We start from the raw sequence: 22877 nt of genomic DNA, 5'->3' as shown, positions 1-22877 counted from the left end.
GAGGGGGCCCGCCGGGCCCCGTTCAGCGGTTCCGGCTCACCGGGCGGTGAGCCGGGCCTGAGCCGCGCGCCACGCCGCCGTGTCACCCCGCGGTTCGTACCGCTCCAGCGGCTGCGTACGGGCGATGAGTTGCCGCATCGCCGTACGGTCGCCGACCAGGCCGCCGGCCCGCGCCTGGACGAGGACGTTGCCCAGGGCGGCGGCCTCCGCCGGGCCCGCCACGACCGGGAGCCCGCAGGCGTCCGCCGTCAGCTGGCACAGGAGGGCGTTGCGGGTACCGCCGCCGACGATGTGGACGACATCGACCGGGTGGTCGGCGAGGGCCTGGGCCTCGGTGATCGCCCGGCGGTGGGCGAGGGCGAGCGAATCGAGGATGCAGCGTGTGATCTCGGCGGGGGACTCGGGCACCGGCTGGCCCGAGTCCCGGCACGCGTCGGCGATCCGTGCGGGCATGCGGCCGGGGGCCAGGAACGCCGCGTCTCCGGCATCCACGACGGACCGCAACGCCGGCACGTCGGCCGCCGCGTGCAGCAACTCGGTCAACTCCGGGTCCCCCCAAGCCCGTAGACACTCCTGGAGCAGCCACAACCCCATGATGTTCCGGAGATAACGGACCGTGCCGTCGAGCCCCAGCTCATTGGTGAAGTTGGCCGCCCGGCTCGCCTCGGTCAGCACCGGCGCGTCCAGCTCCAGGCCCGCGAGCGACCAGGTGCCGGTGCAGATGTACGCGAAACGCTCGCCGCCGGTGGCCGGGACGGCGGCCACCGCGGACGCCGTGTCGTGCGAACCGACCGTGGTCACCGGGACCGGACCGGTCAGCCCGGTCTCCTCCAGGACCTCGGGGCGCAGCAGGCCCGCCGGATCTCCGGGCCGCCGCAGCGGCGCGAACAGCCCGAGGTCGATGCCCAGGCGCGAAGCGACGTCATGGGCCCAGTCGCGGGTGCGCGGGTCGATCAGCTGGGTCGTCGAAGCATTGGTGAGCTCCGTGCCCGCCTCGCCCGTCAGCCAGTACGTCAGCAGGTCCGGGATGAGCAACAGCCGCTCGGCGTACGCAAGTTGAGCCGACTCACGAGCCGCCGCCAACTGGTACAGAGTGTTGAACGGTGCGTACTGGAGGCCCGTCCGCGCATACAGCTCGTCCGCCGGAACCGTCGCCCACACCTTCTCCGCGACACCCTCGGTGCGCGTGTCGCGATAGTGCACCGGGTTGCCGAGCAGCGCGCCGTCCGCGTCCAGCAGCCCGTAGTCCACGGCCCAGCTGTCGATGCCGACCGAGTCGACCTGACCGGCCACCTGCCCTGCCGTACGCAGCCCGTCGAGGACACCGGCGTACAGCGAGAGGATGTCCCACCGCAGCCCCTCGGGGGTGCGCACCGGCCGGTTCGGGAAGCGGTGCGCCTCGGTGAGGCCGAGGGAGTCCGGCCCGACGCGGCCGACCATGACGCGCCCGCTGGACGCGCCGAGGTCGACCGCCGCGTACGACTTCACCGGAGCCGACATCGGAGCCGTCATCGCAGGAAGGCGGCGGCGACGCCGGCGTCGACGGGGATGTGCAGGCCCGTGGTGTGGGTCAGGTCCCCACCGGTCAGGGCGAATACGGCACCTGCCACATGCTCGGGGAGCACCTCGCGCTTGAGGATGGTCCGCTGGGCGTAGAACTCGCCGAGCTTCTCCTCCTCGATCCCGTAGGTGGCGGCGCGCTGTGCGCCCCAGCCGCCCGCGAAGATGCCCGAGCCGCGCACCACGCCGTCCGGGTTGACGCCGTTGACGCGGATCCCGTGCTCGCCCAACTCGGCTGCCAGCAGCCGGACTTGATGCGCCTGGTCGGCCTTGGTCGCCGAGTACGCGATGTTGTTGGGGCCCGCGAAGACGGCGTTCTTGGAGGCGATGTAGACGATGTCGCCGCCCAGGCCCTGCTGGGTCATCACCCGGGCCGCCTCGCGCGAGACGAGGAACGAACCGCGGGCCATGATGTCGTGCTGGAGATCCCAGTCCTTCGCCGTCGTCTCGAGCAGAGGCTTGGAGATGGAGATACCGGCGTTGTTGACCACGAGGTCGACGCCGCCGAAGGCGAGCACCGCCGCCTTGAAGGCCTGGGCGATCTGCTCCTCGGAGGTCACGTCGACCGTGACGGACACGGCCTTGTCGGGGCCGCCCAGTTCCTCGGCGACCTGCGCGGCCCCCTCGGCGTTCAGGTCCGCGACCACGACACACGCGCCCTCGGCCGCGAGCCGCTGCGCGATCGCCTTGCCGATTCCGCTGCCCGCACCCGTCACCAGCGCGACCCGCGTGGCGAGCGGCTTGGGCTTCGGCATCCGCTGGAGCTTGGCCTCCTCAAGGGCCCAGTACTCGATACGGAACTTCTCCGACTCCTCGATCGGCGCGTACGTGGAGACCGCCTCGGCCCCGCGCATCACGTTGATCGCGTTGACGTAGAACTCGCCGGCCACCCGCGCGGTCTGCTTGTCCTTGCCGAAGCTGAACATGCCGACACCGGGCACGAGCACGATCGCCGGGTCGGCGCCGCGCATCGCGGGGGAGTCGGGCTGGGCGTGCCGCTCGTAGTACGCGGCGTACTCCTCGCGGTATTCGGCGTGCAGCTCCTTGAGACGGGCGATCGACTCGTCGACGGAAGCGGTCGGCGGCAGGTCGAGGACGAGCGGCCTGACCTTCGTACGGAGGAAGTGGTCGGGGCAGGAGGTGCCGAGGGCCGCGAGGCGCGGGTGCTCGGCGCTCGCGAGGAAGTCGAGGACCACCTCGGAGTCGGTGAAGTGCCCGACTTGCGGACGGTCCTGCGAGGCGATGCCACGGATGACCGGCGCCAGCGCAGCCGCCCGCTCCTTCCGCTCGGCGGAGCCGAGAGCCGCGTAACCCTCGATCACCGGCCCGAACGGTTCGTCCTTCCCGCGCTCGGCCAGGAACGCCTCGGCGGTACGGATGATGTGCAGCGAGTTCCGCTCGCACTCCTCGGAGGTCGCCCCCCAAGCCGTGATCCCGTGCCCACCGAGGACGCACCCGATGGCCTGGGGATTGGCCTCCTTGACGGCCGCGATGTCAAGGCCGAGCTGGAACCCGGGCCGCCGCCACGGCACCCACACCACGGTGTCCCCGAAGCACTCGGCGGTCAGCTTCTCCCCGTCGGCGGCACACGCGAGCGCGATACCGGAGTCGGGGTGGAGGTGGTCGACGTGCGCCGCGTCCACCAGCCCGTGCATGGCCGTGTCGATGGAGGGAGCCGCACCGCCCTTCCCGTGCAGGCAGTAGTCGAACGCGGCAACCATCTCGTCCTCGCGCTCCACACCGGGGTACACATCGGTAAGCGCCCGCAGCCGGTCGAGACGGAGAGCAGCCAGCCCCGACTCCTTCAGGGTGCCGAGATCGCCACCGGATCCCTTGACCCACATCAGCTCGACGTCACCGCCGGTCACGGGGTCGGTGTCGGTGCCCTTGGCGGAGGTGTTGCCGCCGGCGTAGTTGGTGTTGCGGGGATCGGCGCCGAGCCGGTGAGAACGGGAGAGGAGGGCGTCGGCTTCGGGGTGGGGTGCCATGGGGTGATCAATCCTTACGTGATGTTGTGAGCGGAGGGTGACGAGAGCGCCCCATTAGGGGCGCGGGGAACTGCGCGACCAGCCACATCCGGCCCGCAGCCTGCAACGGGCCTTACTCGGCAGACGAAACGCAGCGATCAGGCTCCCCAGCCGGCCTGCTCCCCACCCACCCGCTCCTCAGCAATCTTCGAAGCCCACCCAGACCGGCGGTACGCCCCCATGGGATCGGGGTCCAACCCCATCTCCTCGCGCACCTCGCGCAACAACGGCCGCACGTCAGTGTTATACGCATCCATGAGCACGGCGTTCGCCTCAAGAACGTCACCGTCCCGCTGGGCGGCCCCCAACGCCGACCGGTCGACCAACAGCGCCTTAGCGGTAGCTTCTTGCACATTCATCACCGACCGAATGATCGCCGGAATCTTCGCCTCGATGTTGTGACACTGATCGAGCATGAACGCGACGTCGGGCGTGAACCCACCGCCCCGAATCACCTCGTACATGATCCGGAACAGCTGGAACGGATCCGCAGCCCCCACCATCAGGTCGTCGTCGGCATAGAAGCGCGAGTTGAAGTCGAACCCCCCGAGCTTCCCCTCACGCAGCAGCGTCGCGACGATGAACTCGATGTTGGTGCCGGGCGCATGGTGCCCGGTGTCCACCACGACCTGCGCCTTCGACCCGAGCTTGAGGCAGTGCGCGTACGCCGTACCCCAGTCCGGAACATCCGTCGTATAGAAGGCGGGCTCGAAGAACTTGTACTCGAGGAGCATCCGCTGGTCGCCACCGAGCCGCTCGTACACGGCGGCCAGCGCCTCCGCGAGCCGGTCCTGGCGCTCGCGGATGTCGTCCTGGCCGGGATAGTTCGTGCCGTCCGCGAACCACAGCTTCAGGTCCTTGGACCCCGTGGCGTCCATGATGTCGACGCACTCGAGCAGATGATCAAGGGCCTTGCGCCGCACCACCGGGTCGGCGTGACAGACGCTGCCGAGCTTGTAGTCGTCGTCCTGGAAGGTGTTGGAGTTGATGGTGCCGAGCTTCACGCCGCGGTCCTCGGCGTACTTGGCCAGCGCGGCGTAGTCGTCGACCTTGTCCCAGGGGATGTGCAGCGCCACGGTCGGCGCGACGCCCGTATAAGCGTGTACCTGCGCCGCGTCGTCCAGCTTTTCGAAGGGATTGCGCGGCACTCCGGCCTGCGCGAACACCTTGAAGCGGGTCCCGGAATTCCCGTACGCCCATGACGGCGTCTCTACGGCCTGGGTCTTGAGAGCGGCCTTCACCGCGGCGAGCTCGGTCACTTCGGGACTCCTGTGACTTCGGGTCTGGAAGACGTCGGTCTGAAGGGCATCGATCTGAAACGATTCAGAACGCGAAGCTATGAGCCCTCCGGGAGACTGTCAAGTCCTCCTGCAAGGACTTCGTTCCGTGACTCGGTTGTGACCTCTGGCTATCGAAATTTTCGTTCGGGACCCATTGACGTGACCTGCGTGACCTGTCTAACGTCCCGGCAATCCAGTTGAAACCTTTCACAACGTCGTGAGGCCCCCGCCCCGCGTCGCTGAGGAGCCCCTCATGACCCACCCGTCCGACACGGGTCCGGCCCCCGTGCTGGCGCTCAAGGACATCTCGAAGTCCTTCGGTGCCGTACGCGCCCTGCGGGACGTGTCCCTGGAGCTGTTCCCCGGAGAGGTGCACGCCCTCGCCGGAGAGAACGGCGCGGGCAAGTCGACCCTCATCAAGGCGCTCGCCGGGGTGCACCGACCGGACGCCGGCCAGGTACTGCTGGACGGCGAGCCCACCGTCTTCCACGGCCCGGCCGACGCCCGGGACGCGGGCATCGCCGTGATCTACCAGGAGCCCACGCTCTTCCCCGATCTGTCGATCGCCGAGAACATCTTCATGGGCCGCCAGCCCCGCCGAGCCCTCGGCCGTATCGACCACAAGGCCACACACACCGCGACGCTGGCCCTGATGCAGCGCCTCGGTGTCGAGCTCGACCCCGACCGCCCGGCACGCGGACTGTCCATCGCCGACCAGCAGATCGTCGAGATCGCCAAGGCGCTCTCCTTCGACGCCCGCGTTCTGATCATGGACGAGCCGACCGCCGCGCTCACCGGCAGCGAGGTGGCCCGTCTCTTCGGAGTCGTCCGCACCCTGCGCGAGCAGGGCGCCGCGGTGCTGTTCATCTCGCACCGCCTGGAGGAGATCTTCCAGATCTGCCGGCGGGTCACGACCTTGCGCGACGGCGCCCTGATCTCCAGCGAGCTGCTGGAGGGCATGACCGAGGACGATCTCGTACGCCGCATGGTCGGCCGCGATCTCGAAGAGCTGTACCCCAAGCAGGAGGTGCGGGCGGGTGAGGTGGCACTGAGCGTGCGCCGGCTGACCCGTGAGGGCGTCTTCACCGACATCTCCTTCGACGTCCGCCGCGGAGAGATCGTCGGACTCGCCGGGCTCGTCGGAGCCGGTCGTACGGAGGTGGCGCGAGCCGTCTTCGGTGTCGACCGCTGGGACGCCGGCGAGGTCGAGATCGACGGCAAGGCGCTGACCAACGGCGCACCCTCCACCGCCATGGCCGCCGGGCTCGCCCTCGTTCCCGAGGACCGGCGGGCCCAGGGCCTCGTGATGGACATGTCGATCGAGCGCAACATCGGGCTCACCGGGCTGCGTACGACCGTGAAGGCGGGCCTCATGGACCGCGGCGCCGAGCGCAGCCGGTCCCTCGACTGGGCCGTCAAGCTCCAGGTCAAGTACGCCCGCATCGCCGACACCGTCAACACGCTGTCCGGCGGCAACCAGCAGAAGGTCGTCCTCGCCAAATGGCTCGCCACCGGTCCGAAGGTACTGATCGTCGATGAGCCGACGCGCGGCATCGACGTCGGTACGAAGGCCGAAGTGCACCGGCTGCTCAGCGAGTTGGCCGCCGACGGGGTCGCCGTCCTGATGATCTCCTCCGACCTGCCCGAGATCCTCGGCATGGCCGACCGCGTGCTCGTGATGCACGAGGGCCGGATCACCGCCGAGATCCCCCGAACCGAAGCCACCGAGGAAACCGTGATGGCCGCAGCAACGGGGAGGGCCGCCGCATGACGGTGACCGCACCCCCCGCGCCCCCCGCCGAAGTGGAGAAGTCGAGCGGTACGCGACTTGTCGACCGGGTCTTCAAGATGCGCGAACTCGCCATCCTGGTCGTCTTCCTGGTGATGATCGCCGTCACCCAGGCGGGCAACAGCGAGTTCCTGTCCGAGCAGGGCATCAAGGACCTGCTGCTGAACGCGACCATCCTGATGCTGGTCGCCACCGGCCAGTCGCTCGTCGTGATCACCCGGAACGTCGACCTGTCGGTCGGCTCGACCCTCGGCATCAGCGCCTTCGCCGCCGGTACGTATCTCCAGGGCGGCGGCAACTCCGTCGTGGCCATCTTCCTGGCCGTCCTGCTCGGTGTCGGCATCGGGCTGCTGAACGGACTGCTCGTCAGCCTCGGCCAGGTGCCCGCCCTCGTCGTCACCCTCGGCACGCTCTACATCATCCGCGGCGTCGACTCGATCTGGGTCGGCTCACGGCAGATCACGGCGGCCGACCTCCCCGACAGCTTCGCGGACTTCGGCTCCGGCGGCATCTGGGCGGTGCCCTATCTCGCCCTGATCGCGCTGGCCGTACTGATCGCCACCGCCTACTACCTCAAGCACTTCGGCAGCGGACGCGAGCTGTACGCGCTCGGCTCCAACCCGGAGGCCGCACGGCTCGCCGGCATCCAGGTGCGCAAGCGGATCCTGGTCGCGTACACCTTCTGCGGAGCCCTCACGGGTCTCGCCGGCGCGCTGTACCTGGCCCGGTTCGGCAACGTCGACTCCGGCACCGGCAACGGCTACGAACTCACCGTCGTCAGCGCGGTCGTGGTCGGTGGCGTCGTCTTCACCGGCGGCTCCGGCAGCGTCTACGGCGCCGCGCTCGGCGCCCTGCTGCTGACCTCCATCAACAGCGTGCTGCCCGCCCTCGGCGTCAGCTCGGTCTGGGTGCTCGCCATCAACGGCATCCTGCTCATCCTCGCCATCGCGGTCGACCGCATCGTCGCCCTGCGTGTGGCGTCCGCCCTGAAGAAGAGGAACGCCCGCCATGGCTGACTCGCTGCTCGGGCGCGCCGTCCGCTGGGACACGGTCGTCGGCGCCCTCCTCATCGTCGTACTGCTGCTGTCCTTCACCACCGTCGACGGCTTCGGCAACGCCCTCAACCTGTCGTTCCTGATCGGCAACACCCTGCCGATCGCGCTGATCGCCCTGCCGATGACACTGCTCGTGGTGGCCGGCGAGATCGACCTCTCGGTCGCCTCCACGGCCGGCCTGTCCGGTGCCGTGATGGGCGCGCTGTGGAACCAGGGCATGACCATCGAGACGATCATCCCGATCTGCCTGCTCCTCGGCGTGATCTGCGGGCTGGTCAACGGCCTGCTGGTGACCCGACTCGGGCTGCCCTCCCTCGCCGTCACCATCGGCACCCTCGCCGCCTACCGGGGCATCGCACAGATCGTGCTCGGCTCGGACGCGGTGACCGACTTCCCCGCCCAGTACCTGGACTTCGCGTCCGGACGCATCGGGGACACCTTCATCCCGTACGCCTTCTTCCCCTTCCTCGTGCTGCTCGCGATCGCCGTGGTCGCGCTGCACGCCACCCCGTTCGGGCGCTCGCTCTTCGCGATCGGCGCGAACGAGGAGGCCGCACGGTTCGCAGGCCTCCGCGTGAGGCGGCAGAAGCTGATCCTGTTCACCCTGACCGGCCTGATGGCCTCGCTCACCGGCATCTTCTGGGCGCTGCACTACGCCAGCGCCCGCTACGACAACGCCACGGGCCTCGAACTCTCCGTCGTGGCCGCCGTGTTGCTCGGCGGCATCGACTTCGACGGAGGCAAGGGCACGCTCGGCGGCGCGATCGCGGGGGTCTTCCTGCTCGGCGCGCTGCAGAACGTGATGAGCATCCAGGACGTCTCCGCCCAGTCGCAGATCGTCGTCACCGGCGTACTGCTTGTCGTCTCCGTGCTCGGCCCCCGGGTCGCACGGCAGATCTCCACAGCGAGGGCGGGCCGAAGAGCGGCCTCAGCGCCTGTTTCCAAGGCCCCCACCCCGACGTAAACGCTCCGCTGAAAGGGCCGTCGAAAGCTGCGGGCCGTCTGTGGCTGGTCGCGCAGTTCCCCGCGCCCCTTCGGGGCGCACCCACTCACCTCCGTTCAAAGGGACACACCGCCATGCGCAAGTCATCTCTCCGCCGCAGCGCCGTCGCGCTCGCCGCCGTCACCTCGCTCGCCCTCGCCGCCACCGCCTGCGGCGGCGGCACCACCAAGGAGGACGTCAGCAAGGAGGGCGGCGCCGCCGCCACCGCCGGCAAGGCCGACCCGAACGCCGAACTGAAGAAGGGCCTGACCGTCGGGTTCCTGCCCAAGCAGGTCAACAACCCGTACTTCACCACCGCCGACAAGGGCGGCGAGGCGGCCCTCAAGGAGCTGGGCTCCAAGTACAAGGAGGTCGGCCCGTCCAGCGCCACCGACACCGCAGGCCAGGTGAGCTACGTGAACACGCTCACCCAGCAGCAGGTCGACGCGATGGCCGTGTCCGCGCAGGACCCGGGTGCCCTGTGCACCGCGCTCAAGCAAGCCATGAGCAACGACATCAAGGTCGTCACCTACGACTCCGACACCAAGCCCGACTGCCGCAACGCCTTCGTCTCGCAGGCCAGCGCCGAGGACCTGGGCCGTACCGAGGTGCAGCTGCTCGCCGAACAGATCGACTACAAGGGCGAGATCGCCGTTCTGTCCGCCGCGCAGACCGCGACGAACCAGAACGTCTGGATCGACTTCATGAAGGACGAGCTCAAGGATCCCAAGTACAAGGACATGAAGCTCGTCAAGGTCGCCTACGGTGACGACGACGCCCAGAAGTCCTTCCAGCAGACCCAGGGCCTGCTCCAGGAGTACCCGAACCTGAAGGGGATCATCTCCCCGACCACCGTCGGCATCAAGGCGGCGGCCCAGTACCTGTCCGGCTCCAAGTACAAGGGCAAGGTCAAGCTGACCGGCCTCGGCACCCCGAACGACATGCGCAAGTACGTCAAGAACGGCACCGTCGAGGCGTTCGAGCTGTGGAACCCGGCGGAGCTCGGCGAGCTGGCCGCGCGTACGTCCGTGGCGCTGGCCTCGGGCCAGATCACCGGCAAGGAGGGCGAGAAGTTCACCGCCGGTGACATGGGCGAGTACACCATCGGCAAGGACGGCGTGATCAACCTCGGCAAGCCGACCGTGTTCGACGCCAAGAACATCGACGACTTCAACTTCTAGGCCCCGGAGGGTCCTTGATGCAGCGCGTGTGCTTTCTGCTGAAGGTCCGCAAGGACCGGATCGCCGAGTACCGCGAGCGGCACGCCGCCGTGTGGCCGGAGATGCTCGAAGCTCTCTCGGCCACCGGCTGGCACAACTACTCGCTCTTCCTGCGGGAGGACGGCCTGCTCGTCGGCTATCTGGAGACCGAGGACTTCGCGGCGGCCCAGGCCGGCATGGAATCTGCCGAGGTCAACGCCCGCTGGCAGGCGGAGATGGCGCCGTTCTTCGAGTCACTGGACGGCGCCCGCCCCGACGAAGCCATGAAACCGCTCACCGAGGTGTTCCACCTCGCCTGACACAACCCGCCCCACGGAAGTGCTCGATCTCGCCCGACAAAGGAGTCCCCCGAGATGAGAAGACGTACGCTGCTGGCCGGCACCATCCTCAGTGCCGTGGCCGGCCCGGTCCTCGGCGCCGGCGCCGCACGGGCCGCCGACCCCGGCCCCTCGGTCACCCGCATCGGCAGCAGCCGCCTCGACGCACAGGCCCTCTTCTTCGTGTCGTACGACGGACTGGTCAACAACAACTCGTTCCAGAAGAACGGCCTGTTCACGTACAAGGGCTACCAGTACGCCGCCTGGTACACCGCCGACCGCAACGCCGTCGTCGGCCGCCGCGCCCTCGGCGCGAGCACCTGGTCCACCGTCAAGGTCGGCCACACCCTGCGCTACAACGACTCCCACAACGTGATCTCCCTGGGCGTCTCGAAGACCGACGGCCGGCTGCACCTCAACATGGACTCGCACAGCGACGGCTTCACCTACATCAAGTCGGTGGCCGGGCTCCTCGACGACCCCGCCGGGCTGAGCTGGACCACGAGCCGCTTCGGCGCACCGCAGTCCACCCTCGACGGGCTGGCGCTCACCTCGCAGTTCACGTACCCGCAGTTCATCTCCACCCCCGAGGGCAGGCTCCAGCTCAGCTACCGCGTGGCGGTCTCCGGCAACGGCCGCAACGCGCTCGCGGAGTACGACGGCACCAGGTGGACCAACCTCGGCGAGTGGACGAGCTCCACCGGCACCTACACCAGCGAGCACGGCTCCAGCACGGCCCGCAACATGTACCTGCACGGCATCGACTACGACCGCAACGGGCGCCTGCACGCCATGTTCACGTGGCGTGAGCAGAACGCTGCCGTGATGTGCAACGGCGGCGGCATCACCAACCACGACACCGGCTACGTCTACTCGGACGACCGCGGACGCACCTGGCGCAACAACGCGGGCACCGTCGTCGGCACCACCGGCGGCTCCGACAGGGTTTCCGTCAACGACGCCGGACTGGTCGTGGACCCGCTCAACCCGGACCACTCGCTGATGAACCAGGAGAGCCAGTTCACGGACTCGGCGGGCCGGCCGCACGCCATCATCAGCTACGTACCGGGCCGCTTCGGCCAGTGCACGACGAACTACGTCGCGAACCGGACCGCCAACGGCCGTGCCTTCCTTGTCCGCAAGAGCTCCTCCGGCGCCTGGCAGAAGACCGAGATACCGGTGCCGCTGAACTCCAGCCAGCGCACGAAGCTCGTCCTCGACAAGTACAACAACGCGTACGCGATCTTCCCGTTCGGCCGGATCGCCGGTGCCTCGGTGGCCTCCGGACACACCGACTGGACGATCCTGTTCGACGGCGCCGGGCTCAACGCCTTCGGCGAGGTGGTGATCGACGAGATGCGGATCGCGCAGGACGGGGTCCTGTCGGTCATGTACCAGGAGAAGTCCAGCGGTACGACGCCCTCGGCGCTCCACGTCGTCGACTTCCGGCTGCCCGCGTGAGCGCAGCTCGTGGCGGTGGGCGCGCCGGTAATGTGAGGGCCTGCCCGCCGCTCCTCGTCACCCTGGAGGTTCCTGCCTGATGGCTCATTCGGTGGGTATCAAGGACGTCGCCCGTGTCGCCGGTGTCTCGGTGGGCACCGTGTCGAACGTGATCAACCGGCCGGACACGGTCGCCTCCGAGACTCGTGCCCGCGTGCTGTCCGCGATAGACCGGCTCGGCTATGTCCGCAGTGAGTCGGCGCGGCAGCTGCGGGCCGGACGCAGCCGGATCATGGGCCTGCTCGTCCTGGACATGGGCAACCCGTTCTTCGTGGACGTGGCACGCGGCGCCGAGCGCGCCGCCCGCGACGCCGGGCTCGGCGTGATGGTCTGCAACAGTGCGCAGAGCCCGGGCGAGGAGGCCGAGTACCTGTCGCTTTTCGCCGAACAGCGGGTACGGGGCGTGCTGTTCACACCCGCCGACGCGACCGGGCGGAACATCGCGGCGTTCCGCCGTCACGGCATCCCGTTCGTGCTCGTCGACCGGGTCGCCGAGGGCACCACCGAGTGCTCGGTGTCGGTCGACGACGTGGCGGGCGGCGCACTGGCCGTACGCCATCTGATCGACGCCGGGCACCGCTCCATCGCGTATGTGAGCGGGCCGCCCGGACTGAACCAGGTCAGGGACCGGCGCACGGGCGCGCTGAACGCGCTGGCCGAGGCCGGGCTCGGCGCCGACCGCCTTCGTGAGCTGCCCACCGAGCGGCTCGACGTGGCCGCAGGGCGCGACGCCGGCGCCCGGCTCCTCGGCCTCGCCGAGCGCCCGACCGCCGTCTTCTGCGCCAACGACCTGCTCGCGCTCGGCGTCCTCCAGGCCATGTTCGCGGCCGGCGTCTCGGTCCCCGACGACCTCGCGATCGTCGGCTACGACGACATCGAGTTCGCGGCCGCCGCAGCCGTCCCCCTCACCTCCGTACGGCAGCCCGCCGTGACCATGGGCGCCCTCGCTGCGGAACTCCTCCTGGAGGAGACCGAGTCCGAGACAGCACCGGTCCCGCACCAGCACCGAAGCGTCGTACTCCAGCCGGAACTCGTCGTACGCCGCTCCAGCCTGCCCCCGCGCTGACGACCATGTGCTGAACTGGCCCCGGAAGACCAGTCCGTACGTCCTCGGGAGCCGCAGTGAGCGTCAGTTACCGTCAGCCCGGCGTCGTCCTCACCGACCGCCGCTTCACGGTGCCCCTCGACCACGACGCCCCGGACGGGGAGACGATCGAGCTGTACGCCCGTGAAGTCGTCGCCACCGACAAGACTGAGGCTGACCTGCCCTGGCTGGTCTACCTGCAGGGCGGCCCCGGCTTCGGCGCCAACCGCTTCATCGGCAAGCAGGCCTGGCTCGGCCGCGCCCTCAAGGAGTACCGGGTGCTGCTCCTCGACCAGCGCGGCACCGGCAACTCCACACCGGCCAACCGCCAGACGCTTCCGCTGCGCGGTGGCCCACGCGAACAGGCCGACTATCTCGCGTACTTCCGCGCCGACTCCATCGTCCGCGATTGCGAGGCCATCCGCCCCACGGTCACCGGCGGCGCCCCGTGGGCGGTGCTCGGCCAGAGCTTCGGCGGCTTCTGCACGGTGACCTATCTGTCGACCGCGCCCGAAGGCCTGCGCGCCGCCCTGATCACCGGTGGCCTGCCCTCCCTGGACGCGGGCGCGGACGACGTCTACCGGGCCGCGTACCCGCGCATCGAGCGCAAGGTCGCCGCGCACTATGCCCGTTACCCGCAGGACGTCGAGCGGGCCCGGCGGATCGCCGAGCACCTGCTGGCGCACGACGTCGTCCTGCCGAACGGCTACCGGCTCACCGTCGAGGCCTTCCAGTCCCTCGGCATCGTCCTCGGCAAGAGCGACGGCAGCCACCGCCTCCACTACCTCCTCGAGGACGCCTTCGTCCGCACCCCGCAGGGCCCGGCCCTCTCCGACGCCTTCCAGGAGGAGGCACAAGGGCTGCTGTCGTTCGTGGGCCACCCGCTGTACGCGCTGATTCACGAGGCCTGCTACGGGCAGGACGCGGCGCCCACCGCTTGGGCCGCCGAGCGGGTACGTGCCGAGTTTCCGCAGTTCGACGCGGCCAAGACGCTCACCGGCGACGGACCGCTGCTGTTCACCGGCGAGTCCGTACACCCGTGGACCTTCGACTGCGACCCGGCGCTGCGCCCGCTGCGCGAGACCGCCGACGAACTGGCCGAGAACAAGGGCTGGTTGCCGCTGTACGACCCGGCCCGCCTCGCCGCCAACGAGGTCCCGGTCGCCGCGGCCGTCTACCACGACGACATGTACGTCGACACCGAGCACTCGCTGGAGACGGCGCAGGCCATCCGAGGGCTGCGCGCCTGGGTGACGAACGAGTTCGAGCACGACGGAGTACGGGCGGGAGGCTCCCGCGTACTGGACCGGCTGATCTCCATGTCGCGAGACGAGGTCTGAACGACTGCCGCGCCGCCCGGACATCGCTCTGCGCGCACGACCGGGCCGCACTAATCTGCGCACCATGACGGAGCCGACGAACGACCAGCTGAGGCCCATGCCCGACGACTGGCAGCGCGCTCTCGCCGTGGTGGCCCACCCGGACGACCTCGAGTACGGCTGCTCGGCCGCGATCGCCGTGTGGACGGACGCGGGCCGGGAGGTCGCGTATGTGCTGGCGACCCGTGGTGAGGCAGGCATCGACACGCTGGACCCGGCCGAGTGCGGGCCCCTGCGGGAGCGGGAGCAGCGGGCCAGTGCGGCCGTCGTCGGGGTGAGCGAGGTGGAGTTCCTCGACCACAGGGACGGGGTCGTCGAGTACGGGATCGCGCTGCGGCGGGACATCGCGGCGGCGATCCGCAAGTACCGGCCCGAACTGGTCATCACCCTCAACCACCGGGACACCTGGGGCGGGGTCGGCTGGAACACCCCGGACCATGTCGCCGTGGGCCGGGCGACGCTCGACGCCGCCGCCGACGCGGGGAACCGGTGGATCTTCCCCGAACTGGCCGACCAGGGCATCGAGCCCTGGAACGGGGTCCGCTGGGTCGCCGTGGCCGGTTCGGCGAGCCCCACGCACGCGGTGGACGCGACGCCGGGGCTTGAGCGGGCGGTGCGGTCTCTGCTCGAGCACCGCACGTACATCGAGGTGTTGACGGACGAGGACCCTGAGACGTACGTCCGTGGCTTCCTGATCGGCTATGCGCAGGAGATGGGCGAACGCTTCGGCGGGAAGCCGGCCGTGGCCTTCGAGCTGTTCGGCCGGTAGGTCCCCGGTAGGTCCTTCGAGCTCTTCAGTTGGTAGGTCAGGCGGCCACGGTCAGCGGGCCGAGGTCGCGGTGCGGGTTGACGATGCGGCCGTCGGGGAGGAGCTCGCCGGTGTCGTCGAAGACGATGGTGCCGTTGCACAGCCGGTACCAGCCCTGCTCGGGATGTGCGGACACGATCACGGCGGCGTGGTGGTCGGGGCTCTCGGCGGTCGGGCACGGCGGCTGGTGGGTGCACATGACGCTCTCCTCGGGTTCGGGTGGCTCGTACCTATGGGCTCGTATCTCTGTAGTAGCGGAGCTTGTTTTCCTCTGTATGTGGAGACCCCCACAAGGCCGGAAATTCATCGGTGAGGATTCGTTCGGTGGAGGGGAGCCGGATGGGTCCCGCCGAGCCCGACGTAGGCTGACCGGCATGCCGGACCACCCCCTTGACCTCCACGATCTGCGCGCGGACTGCACCCGCTGCTTCGGCCTGTGCTGTGTCGCGCTGCCCTTCTCGGCCTCGGCGGACTTCGCGGTCGACAAGGAGGCCGGGAAACCCTGCTCCCACCTGCGCACCGACTCCCGCTGCGGCATCCACACCGAGCTGCGGCAGCGCGGCTTCACCGGCTGCACCGTCTACGACTGCTTCGGCGCCGGGCAGCAGGTCTCGCAGGTCACCTTCGGCGGCCAGGACTGGCGGTCGGGGACGCCGGAGCGCGCCCGGCGGATGTTCGACGTCTTTCCGGTCGTACGGCAGCTGCATGAGCTGCTCTGGTACCTGACGGAGGCGCTGACCCTGCCCGCCGCCCGCCCGGTGCACGCCGACCTCCGTCTACTGCTCCGCGAGACCGAGCGATTCACGCGCCAAAGCCCGGAGGAACTGGGTGAGTTGGACGTGGGTGCGCACCGGCAGCAGGTCAACGAACTCCTGCTGCGGACGAGCGAGCTGGTGCGGGCGGCCACCCGTGGCCGCAAGAAGGACCGCCGGGGCGCAGACCTCATGGGCGCCCGCCTCAAAGGAGCCGATCTCCGGGGTGCCAACCTGCGCGGCGCCTACCTCATCGCCGCCGACCTGACCGGCGCCGACCTACGGGGCGCGGACCTCATCGGCGCGGATCTCCGCGACGCCGACCTCACGGACGCGGACCTGACCGGCGCCTTCTTCCTGACCCAGCCCCAGCTCAACTCGGCCCGGGGGAGCGGGAGTACGAGGCTTCCGGAGACGGTCGCCCGACCCGTGCACTGGACAGCGCAGCTCTGAGGGCGATCGCCCGTCCGCTGAGGTCGAGGGGCCTCCTTCCTGTGAAAAGGGCCTGACGTGGTTGGCGTGAGCCTAGATCTTGGGTAGGTTAGGCAAGGCTTACCTAAGGGAGGTTTGGGATGGGTGACCGTCACACGTGGACCGCCGTGCCGGCAACGGCTCAGCGTGCCCGCTCCGTGCTCGCCACGGCCTGGTCCTGCGCGGTGACCGCCGAGGGCGGCCGCGAGGAGTTCATCGGCGTCCACACCGTCGCCGAGGACGGCCGCGTGCTGCTGCACCTGCCGGACGACAGCATGCTCACCGCGGCCGCGATCTGCGCGCCACGCGGAGAGCCGTCCGCCGTCCTCGAGTTCGCCGATGTGGCGCCCGTCCCCGTACGCAACCGCATCCGCGCCCGGCTCTGGATGGCCGGCTGGTTCAAGCCCGAGGAGGGACACCTCGCGTTCAGCCCGACGCGCATTGTGCTGCGCGACGGCGGCGGGGCGGTCGTGGTCGACCGCGAGGAGTACGCCCGAGCCGAACCCGACCCGCTGGCCACCGCCGAGGCCCGGCTGCTGACCCACCTCGCCGACGCCCACCCGGACGCCGTCGAGCGGCTCACCCGCCTCGTCGAGCCCGACAACCTGCACGGTGCAGTACGCGTCCAGCCGCTCGCCGTCGACCGGCACGCGCTGACCCTGCGCATCGAGCGCTCCCGCGACCACGGCGACGTACGGCTGCCCTTCCACCGGCCCGCCGACGACCTCGGCCAGCTGACGGAACGCATGCACATCCTCCTCGCCCAGGCCGGCGCCGGAACCTGCCCCCGTGCCCTACAGCGGCAGCGCACAGACGGCGACGGGTGACGCGAACGGCTCGCCCGCGAGCCGTAGTTCGCCGGATTTCTCGTCGACGTGGAAGACGCTGACCGTGCTCGACTTCTGGTTCGCGGCGAACAGCAGGTTCCCGCCCGGCGAGAAGGCGATGTGCCGCGGGAAGTCGCCGCGCACGGGCACGGTGTCCAGCAGACGCAGCCGGGCCCCGTCCGCCTCGACGGCGTACCGGGCCAGACTGTTGTGGCCGCGGTTGGCCAGATACGCGTACGAGCCCTTCGGCGTGACGAGCAACTGCGCCGGGTAACTCGTGCCCTCGCCCGTGCCCGTGGACTGCGGATCGCCCGGCGTCAGCCGTCCCGTCGCCGGGTCGTAGGCGCACACCGTGACCGTGTTGTCGAGTTCGTTCGCCAGGTAGGCGAAGCGGCCGCCGGGATGGAAGGTGAGATGGCGCGGGCCCGCACCCGGGCGTGTGCGTGCCTGGGAGACCGGGCGGAGGGTGCCCGCGGATTCGTCCAGGCGGTATGTGTAGACCGTGTCCGTGCCCAGATCGACCGCGAGCACATGGCCGCCGTCCGGGCTGGTGATGAACTGGTGCGCGTGCGGTCCCTCCTGGCCGGGGCCGGGCGGCGGGCTGGAGTGTGTGACCAGATCCGTACGCTCGCCGAGCGCGCCCGAGGCCTCGATGGGGTGCACCGCCACGCTGCCGGACCCGTAGTTGGCGCTCAGGAGCCAGCGCCCGCCGGGGTGCACGGACAGATGGGTGGGAGCGGCACCTCCCGTAGCGCGCGTGCCAAGTACCTTGTGCTGCCCGCCTGTTGACAGCCGGACCGCTGTCACGCCGCCGTCCTCGCGCTCGTTGACCGCGTAGAGCGTACGGCCGTCCGGGTGCGCCGCGAGATAGGACGGGTCGCCGATGCCGGTGAGGGTTCCCGTGCCGGTGATACGGCCCGTGGTGATGTCGTACGTCGCGAGTCCGATGCCGGTGCCGCCGCCCTCGGCCGAGGTGTACGTGCCGAGGAAGAGCGGGCGGGGGCCGGTGGGGCGGGGCTTCGCGGAGGTGGAGGGGGACGCGGCACGCGCGGTGGTGGAGGTGGTGGCGGCCTCGGGGCGGTCCTGGGTGTCCTGGGTGCCGCAGCCGGCCGGGGCGGTCACCGCGGCTGCCGCGAGTGCCCCGACCCTGACGAAACGGCGCCTGCTGAGCGCGCCTCGCGCCGGTTCCGCACCCTTGCCCATGCCCGCACCTCTGGTCTCGATCGCCTCGGCCGTGACAGCCCACCTTGACCGCTCGCGGCGGTGCGGGGCAAATGCGGCTCCGAGTGGCGGGTCAGGCAGCTCGGTCCGAGGCGCTACGAGGCTTCCGCCGGAGCCCCCGCAGACGGCGGCGCATGCGGGTCAGGCTGGGCATGCGTTCGCTCTGCTCGCGCGTGCAGCGGTCCAGTTCCTCCAGGAGCCGGTCGGAGCGGCGCTCCATGTCGAGTTCGTCGAGGATCCGGGTGACCTCGGTGAGCACCGCGCCGTGCAGCTGCCACTGGCGCGCGTCCCGCTGCACCTCGTCGAGCATGAGCTGGGCCAGCTTGTCGCGGGTGGCGGTCGCCGAGGCCAGTTCGGTGGCGAGCCGGGCCTCCGCGGACTCCGCACTGCGGCTGACGTCGGTGGTGACCAGGACGGCGAAACTGACCACGGCATCGCCGACCTCGGCCAGCAGCTGCTCCACCGCCGCGCCGGTCTCCCGCTCGAACAGCCGCTCGTCGGGATCACGCGTCCTGGCGAGGTCGGTGAGGCTGCGGGCGAGTACCCGCAGGACCACCGTGCAGATCTCCAGCGTGTCGAGTCCGGTCCGCAGGACGACCCGGTGCAGCAGTCCTTCGCGCACCCGGGGATTGAGTTTCAGGCTGTCCTCGGCCTGCTTGAGAGCCGCGTCCACCTCGACGATGTCGTGGTCGAGGCGACGGGCCTCGTACAGGCGTTCCGCCGCGTATGCCACGGGGGTACGCCCGCCCGCCTCCTCGCCGACCAGCAGCATCAACTGCCGCATACGGCGGGCCAGATCCTCGATGGACTCGCCGGCCGCGCCCACCCACACCGGGGGAGAGAAGAGCAGATTGCAGCCGAGCCCGACCACGGCTCCGATGACGGTCTCCAGCACCCGCGCCCAGGCCGTGTCGCCGACTCTGGTGACGCCGAGGACCAGCATCGCGCTGATCGCCACCTCGGGCACGAACTCGCTGACCCGCACCAGGTGGCCGACGGCCAGCGAGGCGAGGATCAGCAGGCCGAGGCTCCACCAGGTGAGTCCGACGATGGCGCTGAACGCGATGGCGAGGAGCACGCCTGCCACCACGGAGTTCACCCGGCGTACGCCCGTGGTGAGCGTGGAGTAGAGGGTCACCTGGACGACGAGGAGTGCGGTCAGCGGAGCGGTGAGCGGTGCCACCTCCGGGCTGAACTGCAGCGCGACCACGTACGCGACCGTCGCGGCCGCGGCCGACCGCACGGTCTGGACGATCACCGGCTCCTGGCGCCACTTCGCGACCTGGGCCGCGGCGGCGGCCCATGCCTCACGTACATCCCGCATCTTTGGCCACTTCCCCTTCCGCAGCCGCACCGAACGTGTCCTGACGGTGCGGCTCACCCGGAGGGACGGCGGGGACACGCCGGCCGAGCGGCCAGTCTGACACGGCCCTGGTGGCGGGCCGGGGCCAGGCCGGGTGGCCCGGCCGGGGTCAGGTGTACAGCTTGTCCAGGAAGGCGGAGAGACGGCCCGTCGTCCGGGCGATCTGTTGCTCCACCGTGAGGCTCTCCTCGATGCGGAGTCCGGACTCCGGGATCTTCTTGCCGCGTACGTACAGGGAGCAGGCCAGGTCGGCGCACATATAGACGCCGACGGAGTTGCCCTCGCGGCCTGCCGCGCCCGCTTTGCGCGCCGTCATCAGACAGACCCCGCTGCCCGGGTGGGTCGTCATGCACAGGGAGCACATGCTGCGGTGCAGGAAGCCACGCTGCGAGGACGGGAAGCGCAGGGTCACACCGACGAGCCGGTCCTCGCGCTCGGTGACGAGATAGCTGCGGTCGGGCGCTCCCGGATCTCGCCAGCCGAGGAAGTCCAGGTCGTTCCACGGGCGTTCGGCCAGGTCGCGCGGTATCGCCAGGCGTTTGGCCTCTCCCTTGGAGCAGTTGATGAATGAGTTGCGTATGTCCTGCTCGGTGAGTGGTCGCATCGTGCGGGTCCTTCTGAGGGTCGGGGCTGTCGGCCGGTCGGGCCGGTGGCAAAACCTAGGGCCACTAGGTTTTAACCTACGCTACATAGCCATATCGAGGTGCACCAATGGATTTCGGGGACCGTACGCTGTACCCGAACCGGAGGCCGGACCATGAACGGGGTGGGGGCAGGATGTCGGAGGAGCGGGCTCAGCGGATCCTTGAGGCGGTCGGGGTGGCGGGGGAACGGCTTGCTCGCTGTCGGTCGTTGGACGGAGGGACGTACAACGCCGTCGAGGAGCTGCTGCTCGACGACGGCAGTCGGTACGTACTGAAGGTCCCGCCCCCGTCCGCCGCCCCCGGTATGAGTCACGAGCGTGAACTGCTCGCCTCCGAGGCGGAGTTCTACCGGGCCGCCGCCACAGTCGACGTGGTCGCACCGCGTGTGGTGGGCGTCTGTCTGGACGAGTCCGCGTCCACCGGGCGCTATCTGCTGATGACGGCATGCCCGGGGGAACCGTGGGACTCCTCCATCGCGGACGGCGAACAGGCCGGCCTTCGTAGGGAGTTGGGGCGGCAGGTGGCCCGACTCCACCGGGTGACCGGGCCCGGCTACGGATACCCGTCCGGTGCCCTCGGGCCGTTGGCCGAAGACTGGCGTACGGCCTTCACCACGATGTACGACGCCGTTCTGGACGACGCCCGCCGCTATCGTGCGTGGCTGCCCAGGCCGGTGGACGAGGTGGCCCGGACGGCCAAGGCCGCGTACGACGCGCTCGACAAGGTCTCGGAGCCGTGCCTCGTGCACTTCGATCTGTGGCAGGGGAACGTCCTGGTCGAGCGCCCGGAGGGCAGCGCGTCACCCGTGATCGGTGGGCTGATCGACGGCGAGCGCATGTTCTGGGGCGATCCGCTGGCGGACTTCGTCTCTCTGGCGCTGCTCGGCGACATCAAGCAGGACGAGGCGTTCCTGGCGGGCTACCAGGAGGCGGGCGGCCACGCCGAGTTCACCCCCGCTGCCCGTCGACGTCTCGCCCTCTACCGCAGCTACCTCTACCTGATCATGCACATCGAGCTCGTCCCTCGAGCCTCGGGCAAGGAGAACGAGTCCTGGGTCCGCAAGGCCGTCTCTCCGGAACTGACCGCTGCCCTGGATGAACTCGACGTGTAAGTCTCCGGCCTTGGCGAGCCCCGGAACGGAAAGGGACCCCGACCGGACGGGGGAATCACGGTCGGGGTCCCACGACTTATTCAACGGGAAACTACTGGCGGGGGTTCCCAGGTCCGTGCAGGTCAATCGTGAAATGCGTCACGATCGATGTCTCATGGTCGATGCCTCATGTGCGCTGCGCCCGGCCCGGCCGCTCGGCCTCGGCCTCGGCCTCGGCCTCGGCCCAGATGTTCTCGGCCTGGAGCAGCAGGGTGCCCAGGACGGCGGCGCGGGGCGCGCCCAGACCGGCGTGGTCGCGCAGGCTCGTCTGCAGCGCCTCGTGCAGCTCCCCTCACGATCTTCGAGGCCCGTCGTGAACGAGTCGATTGGCCCCATCACGTGGCCGTCGTAGCCTGCTTGTCGCCGCGTTGAGCGAGCCGTCACACCACTGGTCACGAGTTGCCCAGTCTGGTGACCGAGTCGCCGATCCGGACCGTGCCGGGTTCCAGGACGTCCAGGTATACCCCAACGCACGACAGTCGGCCCAGGTCGAAGACTGGTATGCGGTGCTCGCGGGCGACCGCACGCATGATGCCGGGGTCGGGTGGCAACTCCTCCTGAGCGAGCGTGGGGATCACGCACCGGGGTGTGGGCACCACGGCCCGGAAGACAGCCTCGCCGATGCGCAGACGGGAATGTATCCAGGCGTCCTCGGGGAAGCCTGGCCCGTCGGGCGTGTCGACAACCAGGTTGGGCCGGAAGCGGCGCGGGTCGAAGTCTCCGGTGGGGTACGTGGCCCGCAGCCGCGCCAGGGCGGTTGTGGTGACGAGGTGGACTGCGCCGTAGTCGAAGAAGGTCCCCGGTGCGACCTGACCGGAGGTGATGGCCGCTCCAGTAGCGTCGGTGGTTGCTGTGCTCCGCACGGCGTCTGGGACACCGCCCTCGTATTCGGGTACTGCCCGCTCGAGCGCGCCGCCATGCTCCCGTGGGGTGGCCGACAAGGAAACGTGGCGGCCCAGCAGCTTGGACAGCCGCGCGTCCAGGTCAGGGTCTCCGGCCGACAGAACGATTCCGTCCGGCAGCTCGACCACGACCGTGTCGGTGCTGGTCAACCTGCTGCGGCAGCGGAGCAACGGGCCCCACTTGCGGGGGTGTTTGGCGCTGCCGACTGTGCCCGCATCGTCGAGAACGGCGGACACCCGGTCTCCGCACAGCCCGCGTGCGGTGACCGCCACGCTTGTCAGAGCCTCGCCGACCATGGACTTCACCGGATACCGGCGTAACGCCGTCACAATTCCCATGGATCAATCATGGGCGCTGTCACACCGCCCCGGGTACGTTCCAGATCAGGGTGATGGCGTCTCTGACGCCACCCCTGTGTGGCTGGGCGCGTTCACGTGTACGCCAGCATAATCAGGCACTCACGTGGGACTGCGTTTTCGGTACGGCCGTCGCAGACTGAACCGCTCCGGGTCTGATGGAGGCTCGATTCCCTGAGAGGATCGAGT

The 22877-nt window shown here is 69.7% G+C and carries 21 protein-coding genes; 13 read left to right on the top strand and 8 right to left on the bottom strand.

Annotated elements, in window-relative coordinates; genetic code table 11:
• Positions 1-36: 36 nt before the first annotated feature.
• From IEZ21_RS36390 to rhaI, 3 genes are all read right to left on the bottom strand, one after another.
• Complete coding sequence (locus tag IEZ21_RS36390) at positions 37-1500, bottom strand: rhamnulokinase (protein ID WP_189326098.1); 1464 nt, start codon at positions 1498-1500, stop codon at positions 37-39.
• An 8-nt stretch (positions 1501-1508) separates the two neighbouring features.
• The gene (locus IEZ21_RS36385) at positions 1509-3548 is read right to left on the bottom strand and encodes a bifunctional aldolase/short-chain dehydrogenase (protein WP_189326097.1); all 2040 of its coding nucleotides are present in this window, start codon (positions 3546-3548) and stop codon (positions 1509-1511) included.
• 137 nt (positions 3549-3685) lie between these two features.
• Positions 3686-4846 (bottom strand): L-rhamnose isomerase, encoded by a 1161-nt coding sequence (gene rhaI, locus IEZ21_RS36380; protein ID WP_189326096.1) that lies wholly within the window; start codon positions 4844-4846, stop codon positions 3686-3688.
• Between the two features lie 274 nt (positions 4847-5120).
• On the opposite strand from rhaI, the gene IEZ21_RS36375 reads away from it, so the two are divergent.
• The 9 genes from IEZ21_RS36375 to IEZ21_RS36335 all read left to right on the top strand — a co-directional run bounded on the left by IEZ21_RS36375 (position 5121) and on the right by IEZ21_RS36335 (position 14962).
• A complete protein-coding gene (locus tag IEZ21_RS36375; protein ID WP_189326095.1) occupies positions 5121-6638 on the top strand; it encodes a sugar ABC transporter ATP-binding protein in 1518 nt (505 codons plus the stop codon).
• The gene (locus IEZ21_RS36370; protein ID WP_033319051.1) at positions 6635-7672 is read left to right on the top strand and encodes an ABC transporter permease; all 1038 of its coding nucleotides are present in this window, start codon (positions 6635-6637) and stop codon (positions 7670-7672) included. Before IEZ21_RS36375 ends, IEZ21_RS36370 begins: the two co-directional genes overlap by 4 nt.
• Positions 7665-8675 (top strand): ABC transporter permease, encoded by a 1011-nt coding sequence (locus IEZ21_RS36365; protein ID WP_189326094.1) that lies wholly within the window; start codon positions 7665-7667, stop codon positions 8673-8675. The genes IEZ21_RS36370 and IEZ21_RS36365 overlap by 8 nt, the downstream gene beginning before the upstream one ends.
• A 113-nt stretch (positions 8676-8788) precedes the next feature.
• Positions 8789-9874: a rhamnose ABC transporter substrate-binding protein gene (gene rhaS / locus IEZ21_RS36360; RefSeq protein ID WP_189326093.1), complete on the top strand. Its 1086-nt coding sequence runs from the start codon at positions 8789-8791 to the stop codon at positions 9872-9874.
• Between the two features lie 17 nt (positions 9875-9891).
• Complete coding sequence (locus tag IEZ21_RS36355) at positions 9892-10212, top strand: L-rhamnose mutarotase (protein ID WP_189326092.1); 321 nt, start codon at positions 9892-9894, stop codon at positions 10210-10212.
• A gap of 54 nt (positions 10213-10266) precedes the next feature.
• Positions 10267-11691, top strand: coding sequence for a BNR repeat-containing protein (locus IEZ21_RS36350; protein WP_189326091.1), 1425 nt, complete (start codon positions 10267-10269; stop codon positions 11689-11691).
• 79 nt (positions 11692-11770) lie between these two features.
• On the top strand, positions 11771-12796 hold the full coding sequence (locus IEZ21_RS36345) for a LacI family DNA-binding transcriptional regulator (protein WP_189326090.1): 1026 nt from the start codon (positions 11771-11773) through the stop codon (positions 12794-12796).
• A gap of 56 nt (positions 12797-12852) precedes the next feature.
• Positions 12853-14154: an alpha/beta fold hydrolase gene (locus tag IEZ21_RS36340; RefSeq protein WP_189326089.1), complete on the top strand. Its 1302-nt coding sequence runs from the start codon at positions 12853-12855 to the stop codon at positions 14152-14154.
• A gap of 64 nt (positions 14155-14218) precedes the next feature.
• Positions 14219-14962 carry a PIG-L deacetylase family protein gene (locus IEZ21_RS36335; RefSeq protein WP_189326088.1) on the top strand — a complete coding sequence of 248 codons (744 nt, stop codon included), beginning with the start codon at positions 14219-14221 and terminating at the stop codon, positions 14960-14962.
• A gap of 37 nt (positions 14963-14999) precedes the next feature.
• On the opposite strand, the gene IEZ21_RS36330 is transcribed toward IEZ21_RS36335, so the two are convergent.
• The gene (locus IEZ21_RS36330) at positions 15000-15200 is read right to left on the bottom strand and encodes a DUF5999 family protein (RefSeq protein WP_189326087.1); all 201 of its coding nucleotides are present in this window, start codon (positions 15198-15200) and stop codon (positions 15000-15002) included.
• A 175-nt stretch (positions 15201-15375) separates the two neighbouring features.
• Between IEZ21_RS36330 and IEZ21_RS36325 the strand changes: the two genes are divergently transcribed.
• Both IEZ21_RS36325 and IEZ21_RS36320 read left to right on the top strand, forming a co-directional pair.
• A complete protein-coding gene (locus IEZ21_RS36325; protein ID WP_189326086.1) occupies positions 15376-16206 on the top strand; it encodes a pentapeptide repeat-containing protein in 831 nt (276 codons plus the stop codon).
• A 119-nt stretch (positions 16207-16325) separates the two neighbouring features.
• The gene (locus IEZ21_RS36320) at positions 16326-17051 is read left to right on the top strand and encodes a DUF2470 domain-containing protein (RefSeq protein WP_189326085.1); all 726 of its coding nucleotides are present in this window, start codon (positions 16326-16328) and stop codon (positions 17049-17051) included.
• On the opposite strand, the gene IEZ21_RS36315 is transcribed toward IEZ21_RS36320, so the two are convergent.
• From IEZ21_RS36315 to IEZ21_RS36305, 3 genes are all read right to left on the bottom strand, one after another.
• Entirely contained in the window at positions 17019-18254 is a 1236-nt protein-coding gene (locus tag IEZ21_RS36315) for a lactonase family protein (RefSeq protein WP_189326084.1), read from the bottom strand. The genes IEZ21_RS36320 and IEZ21_RS36315 overlap by 33 nt on opposite strands.
• 91 nt (positions 18255-18345) lie before the next feature.
• Positions 18346-19596, bottom strand: coding sequence for an FUSC family protein (locus tag IEZ21_RS36310; protein ID WP_189326083.1), 1251 nt, complete (start codon positions 19594-19596; stop codon positions 18346-18348).
• A gap of 148 nt (positions 19597-19744) precedes the next feature.
• Complete coding sequence (locus IEZ21_RS36305; RefSeq protein WP_189326082.1) at positions 19745-20239, bottom strand: FBP domain-containing protein; 495 nt, start codon at positions 20237-20239, stop codon at positions 19745-19747.
• 173 nt (positions 20240-20412) lie between these two features.
• Here IEZ21_RS36305 and IEZ21_RS36300 point away from each other — a divergent pair, with 173 nt between their 5' ends.
• Positions 20413-21390: a phosphotransferase family protein gene (locus tag IEZ21_RS36300; protein WP_189326081.1), complete on the top strand. Its 978-nt coding sequence runs from the start codon at positions 20413-20415 to the stop codon at positions 21388-21390.
• A gap of 154 nt (positions 21391-21544) precedes the next feature.
• Positions 21545-21781, top strand: coding sequence for a hypothetical protein (locus IEZ21_RS48970; protein WP_189326080.1), 237 nt, complete (start codon positions 21545-21547; stop codon positions 21779-21781).
• Positions 21782-21821: 40 nt separating this feature from the next.
• Here the strand turns inward: IEZ21_RS48970 and IEZ21_RS36290 are convergent, their stop codons facing one another.
• Positions 21822-22670: an MOSC domain-containing protein gene (locus tag IEZ21_RS36290; RefSeq protein ID WP_189326079.1), complete on the bottom strand. Its 849-nt coding sequence runs from the start codon at positions 22668-22670 to the stop codon at positions 21822-21824.
• Between the last annotated feature and the right edge of the window lie 207 nt (positions 22671-22877).

It is taken from the genome of Streptomyces flaveus, assembly GCF_014647675.1.
In the GTDB taxonomy this organism is placed as follows: domain Bacteria; phylum Actinomycetota; class Actinomycetes; order Streptomycetales; family Streptomycetaceae; genus Streptomyces; species Streptomyces flaveus.
Note: the sequence above shows the minus strand (reverse complement) of the source record. Positions and strands in the feature narration are given on the sequence as shown.

What these genes read in the sequence shown, in the direction of transcription:
- IEZ21_RS36390 (WP_189326098.1), bottom strand. Translation starts at nt 1,500, where the DNA reads ATGTCGGCTCCGGTGAAGTCGTACGCGGCGGTCGACCTCGGCGCGTCC.
- IEZ21_RS36385 (WP_189326097.1), bottom strand. Translation starts at nt 3,548, where the DNA reads ATGGCACCCCACCCCGAAGCCGACGCCCTCCTCTCCCGTTCTCACCGG.
- IEZ21_RS36375 (WP_189326095.1), top strand. Translation starts at nt 5,121, where the DNA reads ATGACCCACCCGTCCGACACGGGTCCGGCCCCCGTGCTGGCGCTCAAG.
- IEZ21_RS36370 (WP_033319051.1), top strand. Translation starts at nt 6,635, where the DNA reads ATGACGGTGACCGCACCCCCCGCGCCCCCCGCCGAAGTGGAGAAGTCG.
- IEZ21_RS36365 (WP_189326094.1), top strand. Translation starts at nt 7,665, where the DNA reads ATGGCTGACTCGCTGCTCGGGCGCGCCGTCCGCTGGGACACGGTCGTC.
- rhaS (WP_189326093.1), top strand. Translation starts at nt 8,789, where the DNA reads ATGCGCAAGTCATCTCTCCGCCGCAGCGCCGTCGCGCTCGCCGCCGTC.
- IEZ21_RS36355 (WP_189326092.1), top strand. Translation starts at nt 9,892, where the DNA reads ATGCAGCGCGTGTGCTTTCTGCTGAAGGTCCGCAAGGACCGGATCGCC.
- IEZ21_RS36350 (WP_189326091.1), top strand. Translation starts at nt 10,267, where the DNA reads ATGAGAAGACGTACGCTGCTGGCCGGCACCATCCTCAGTGCCGTGGCC.
- IEZ21_RS36345 (WP_189326090.1), top strand. Translation starts at nt 11,771, where the DNA reads ATGGCTCATTCGGTGGGTATCAAGGACGTCGCCCGTGTCGCCGGTGTC.
- IEZ21_RS36335 (WP_189326088.1), top strand. Translation starts at nt 14,219, where the DNA reads ATGACGGAGCCGACGAACGACCAGCTGAGGCCCATGCCCGACGACTGG.
- IEZ21_RS36330 (WP_189326087.1), bottom strand. Translation starts at nt 15,200, where the DNA reads ATGTGCACCCACCAGCCGCCGTGCCCGACCGCCGAGAGCCCCGACCAC.
- IEZ21_RS36325 (WP_189326086.1), top strand. Translation starts at nt 15,376, where the DNA reads ATGCCGGACCACCCCCTTGACCTCCACGATCTGCGCGCGGACTGCACC.
- IEZ21_RS36320 (WP_189326085.1), top strand. Translation starts at nt 16,326, where the DNA reads ATGGGTGACCGTCACACGTGGACCGCCGTGCCGGCAACGGCTCAGCGT.
- IEZ21_RS36315 (WP_189326084.1), bottom strand. Translation starts at nt 18,254, where the DNA reads ATGGGCAAGGGTGCGGAACCGGCGCGAGGCGCGCTCAGCAGGCGCCGT.
- IEZ21_RS36310 (WP_189326083.1), bottom strand. Translation starts at nt 19,596, where the DNA reads ATGCGGGATGTACGTGAGGCATGGGCCGCCGCCGCGGCCCAGGTCGCG.
- IEZ21_RS36305 (WP_189326082.1), bottom strand. Translation starts at nt 20,239, where the DNA reads ATGCGACCACTCACCGAGCAGGACATACGCAACTCATTCATCAACTGC.
- IEZ21_RS36300 (WP_189326081.1), top strand. Translation starts at nt 20,413, where the DNA reads ATGTCGGAGGAGCGGGCTCAGCGGATCCTTGAGGCGGTCGGGGTGGCG.
- IEZ21_RS48970 (WP_189326080.1), top strand. Translation starts at nt 21,545, where the DNA reads ATGGTCGATGCCTCATGTGCGCTGCGCCCGGCCCGGCCGCTCGGCCTC.
- IEZ21_RS36290 (WP_189326079.1), bottom strand. Translation starts at nt 22,670, where the DNA reads ATGGGAATTGTGACGGCGTTACGCCGGTATCCGGTGAAGTCCATGGTC.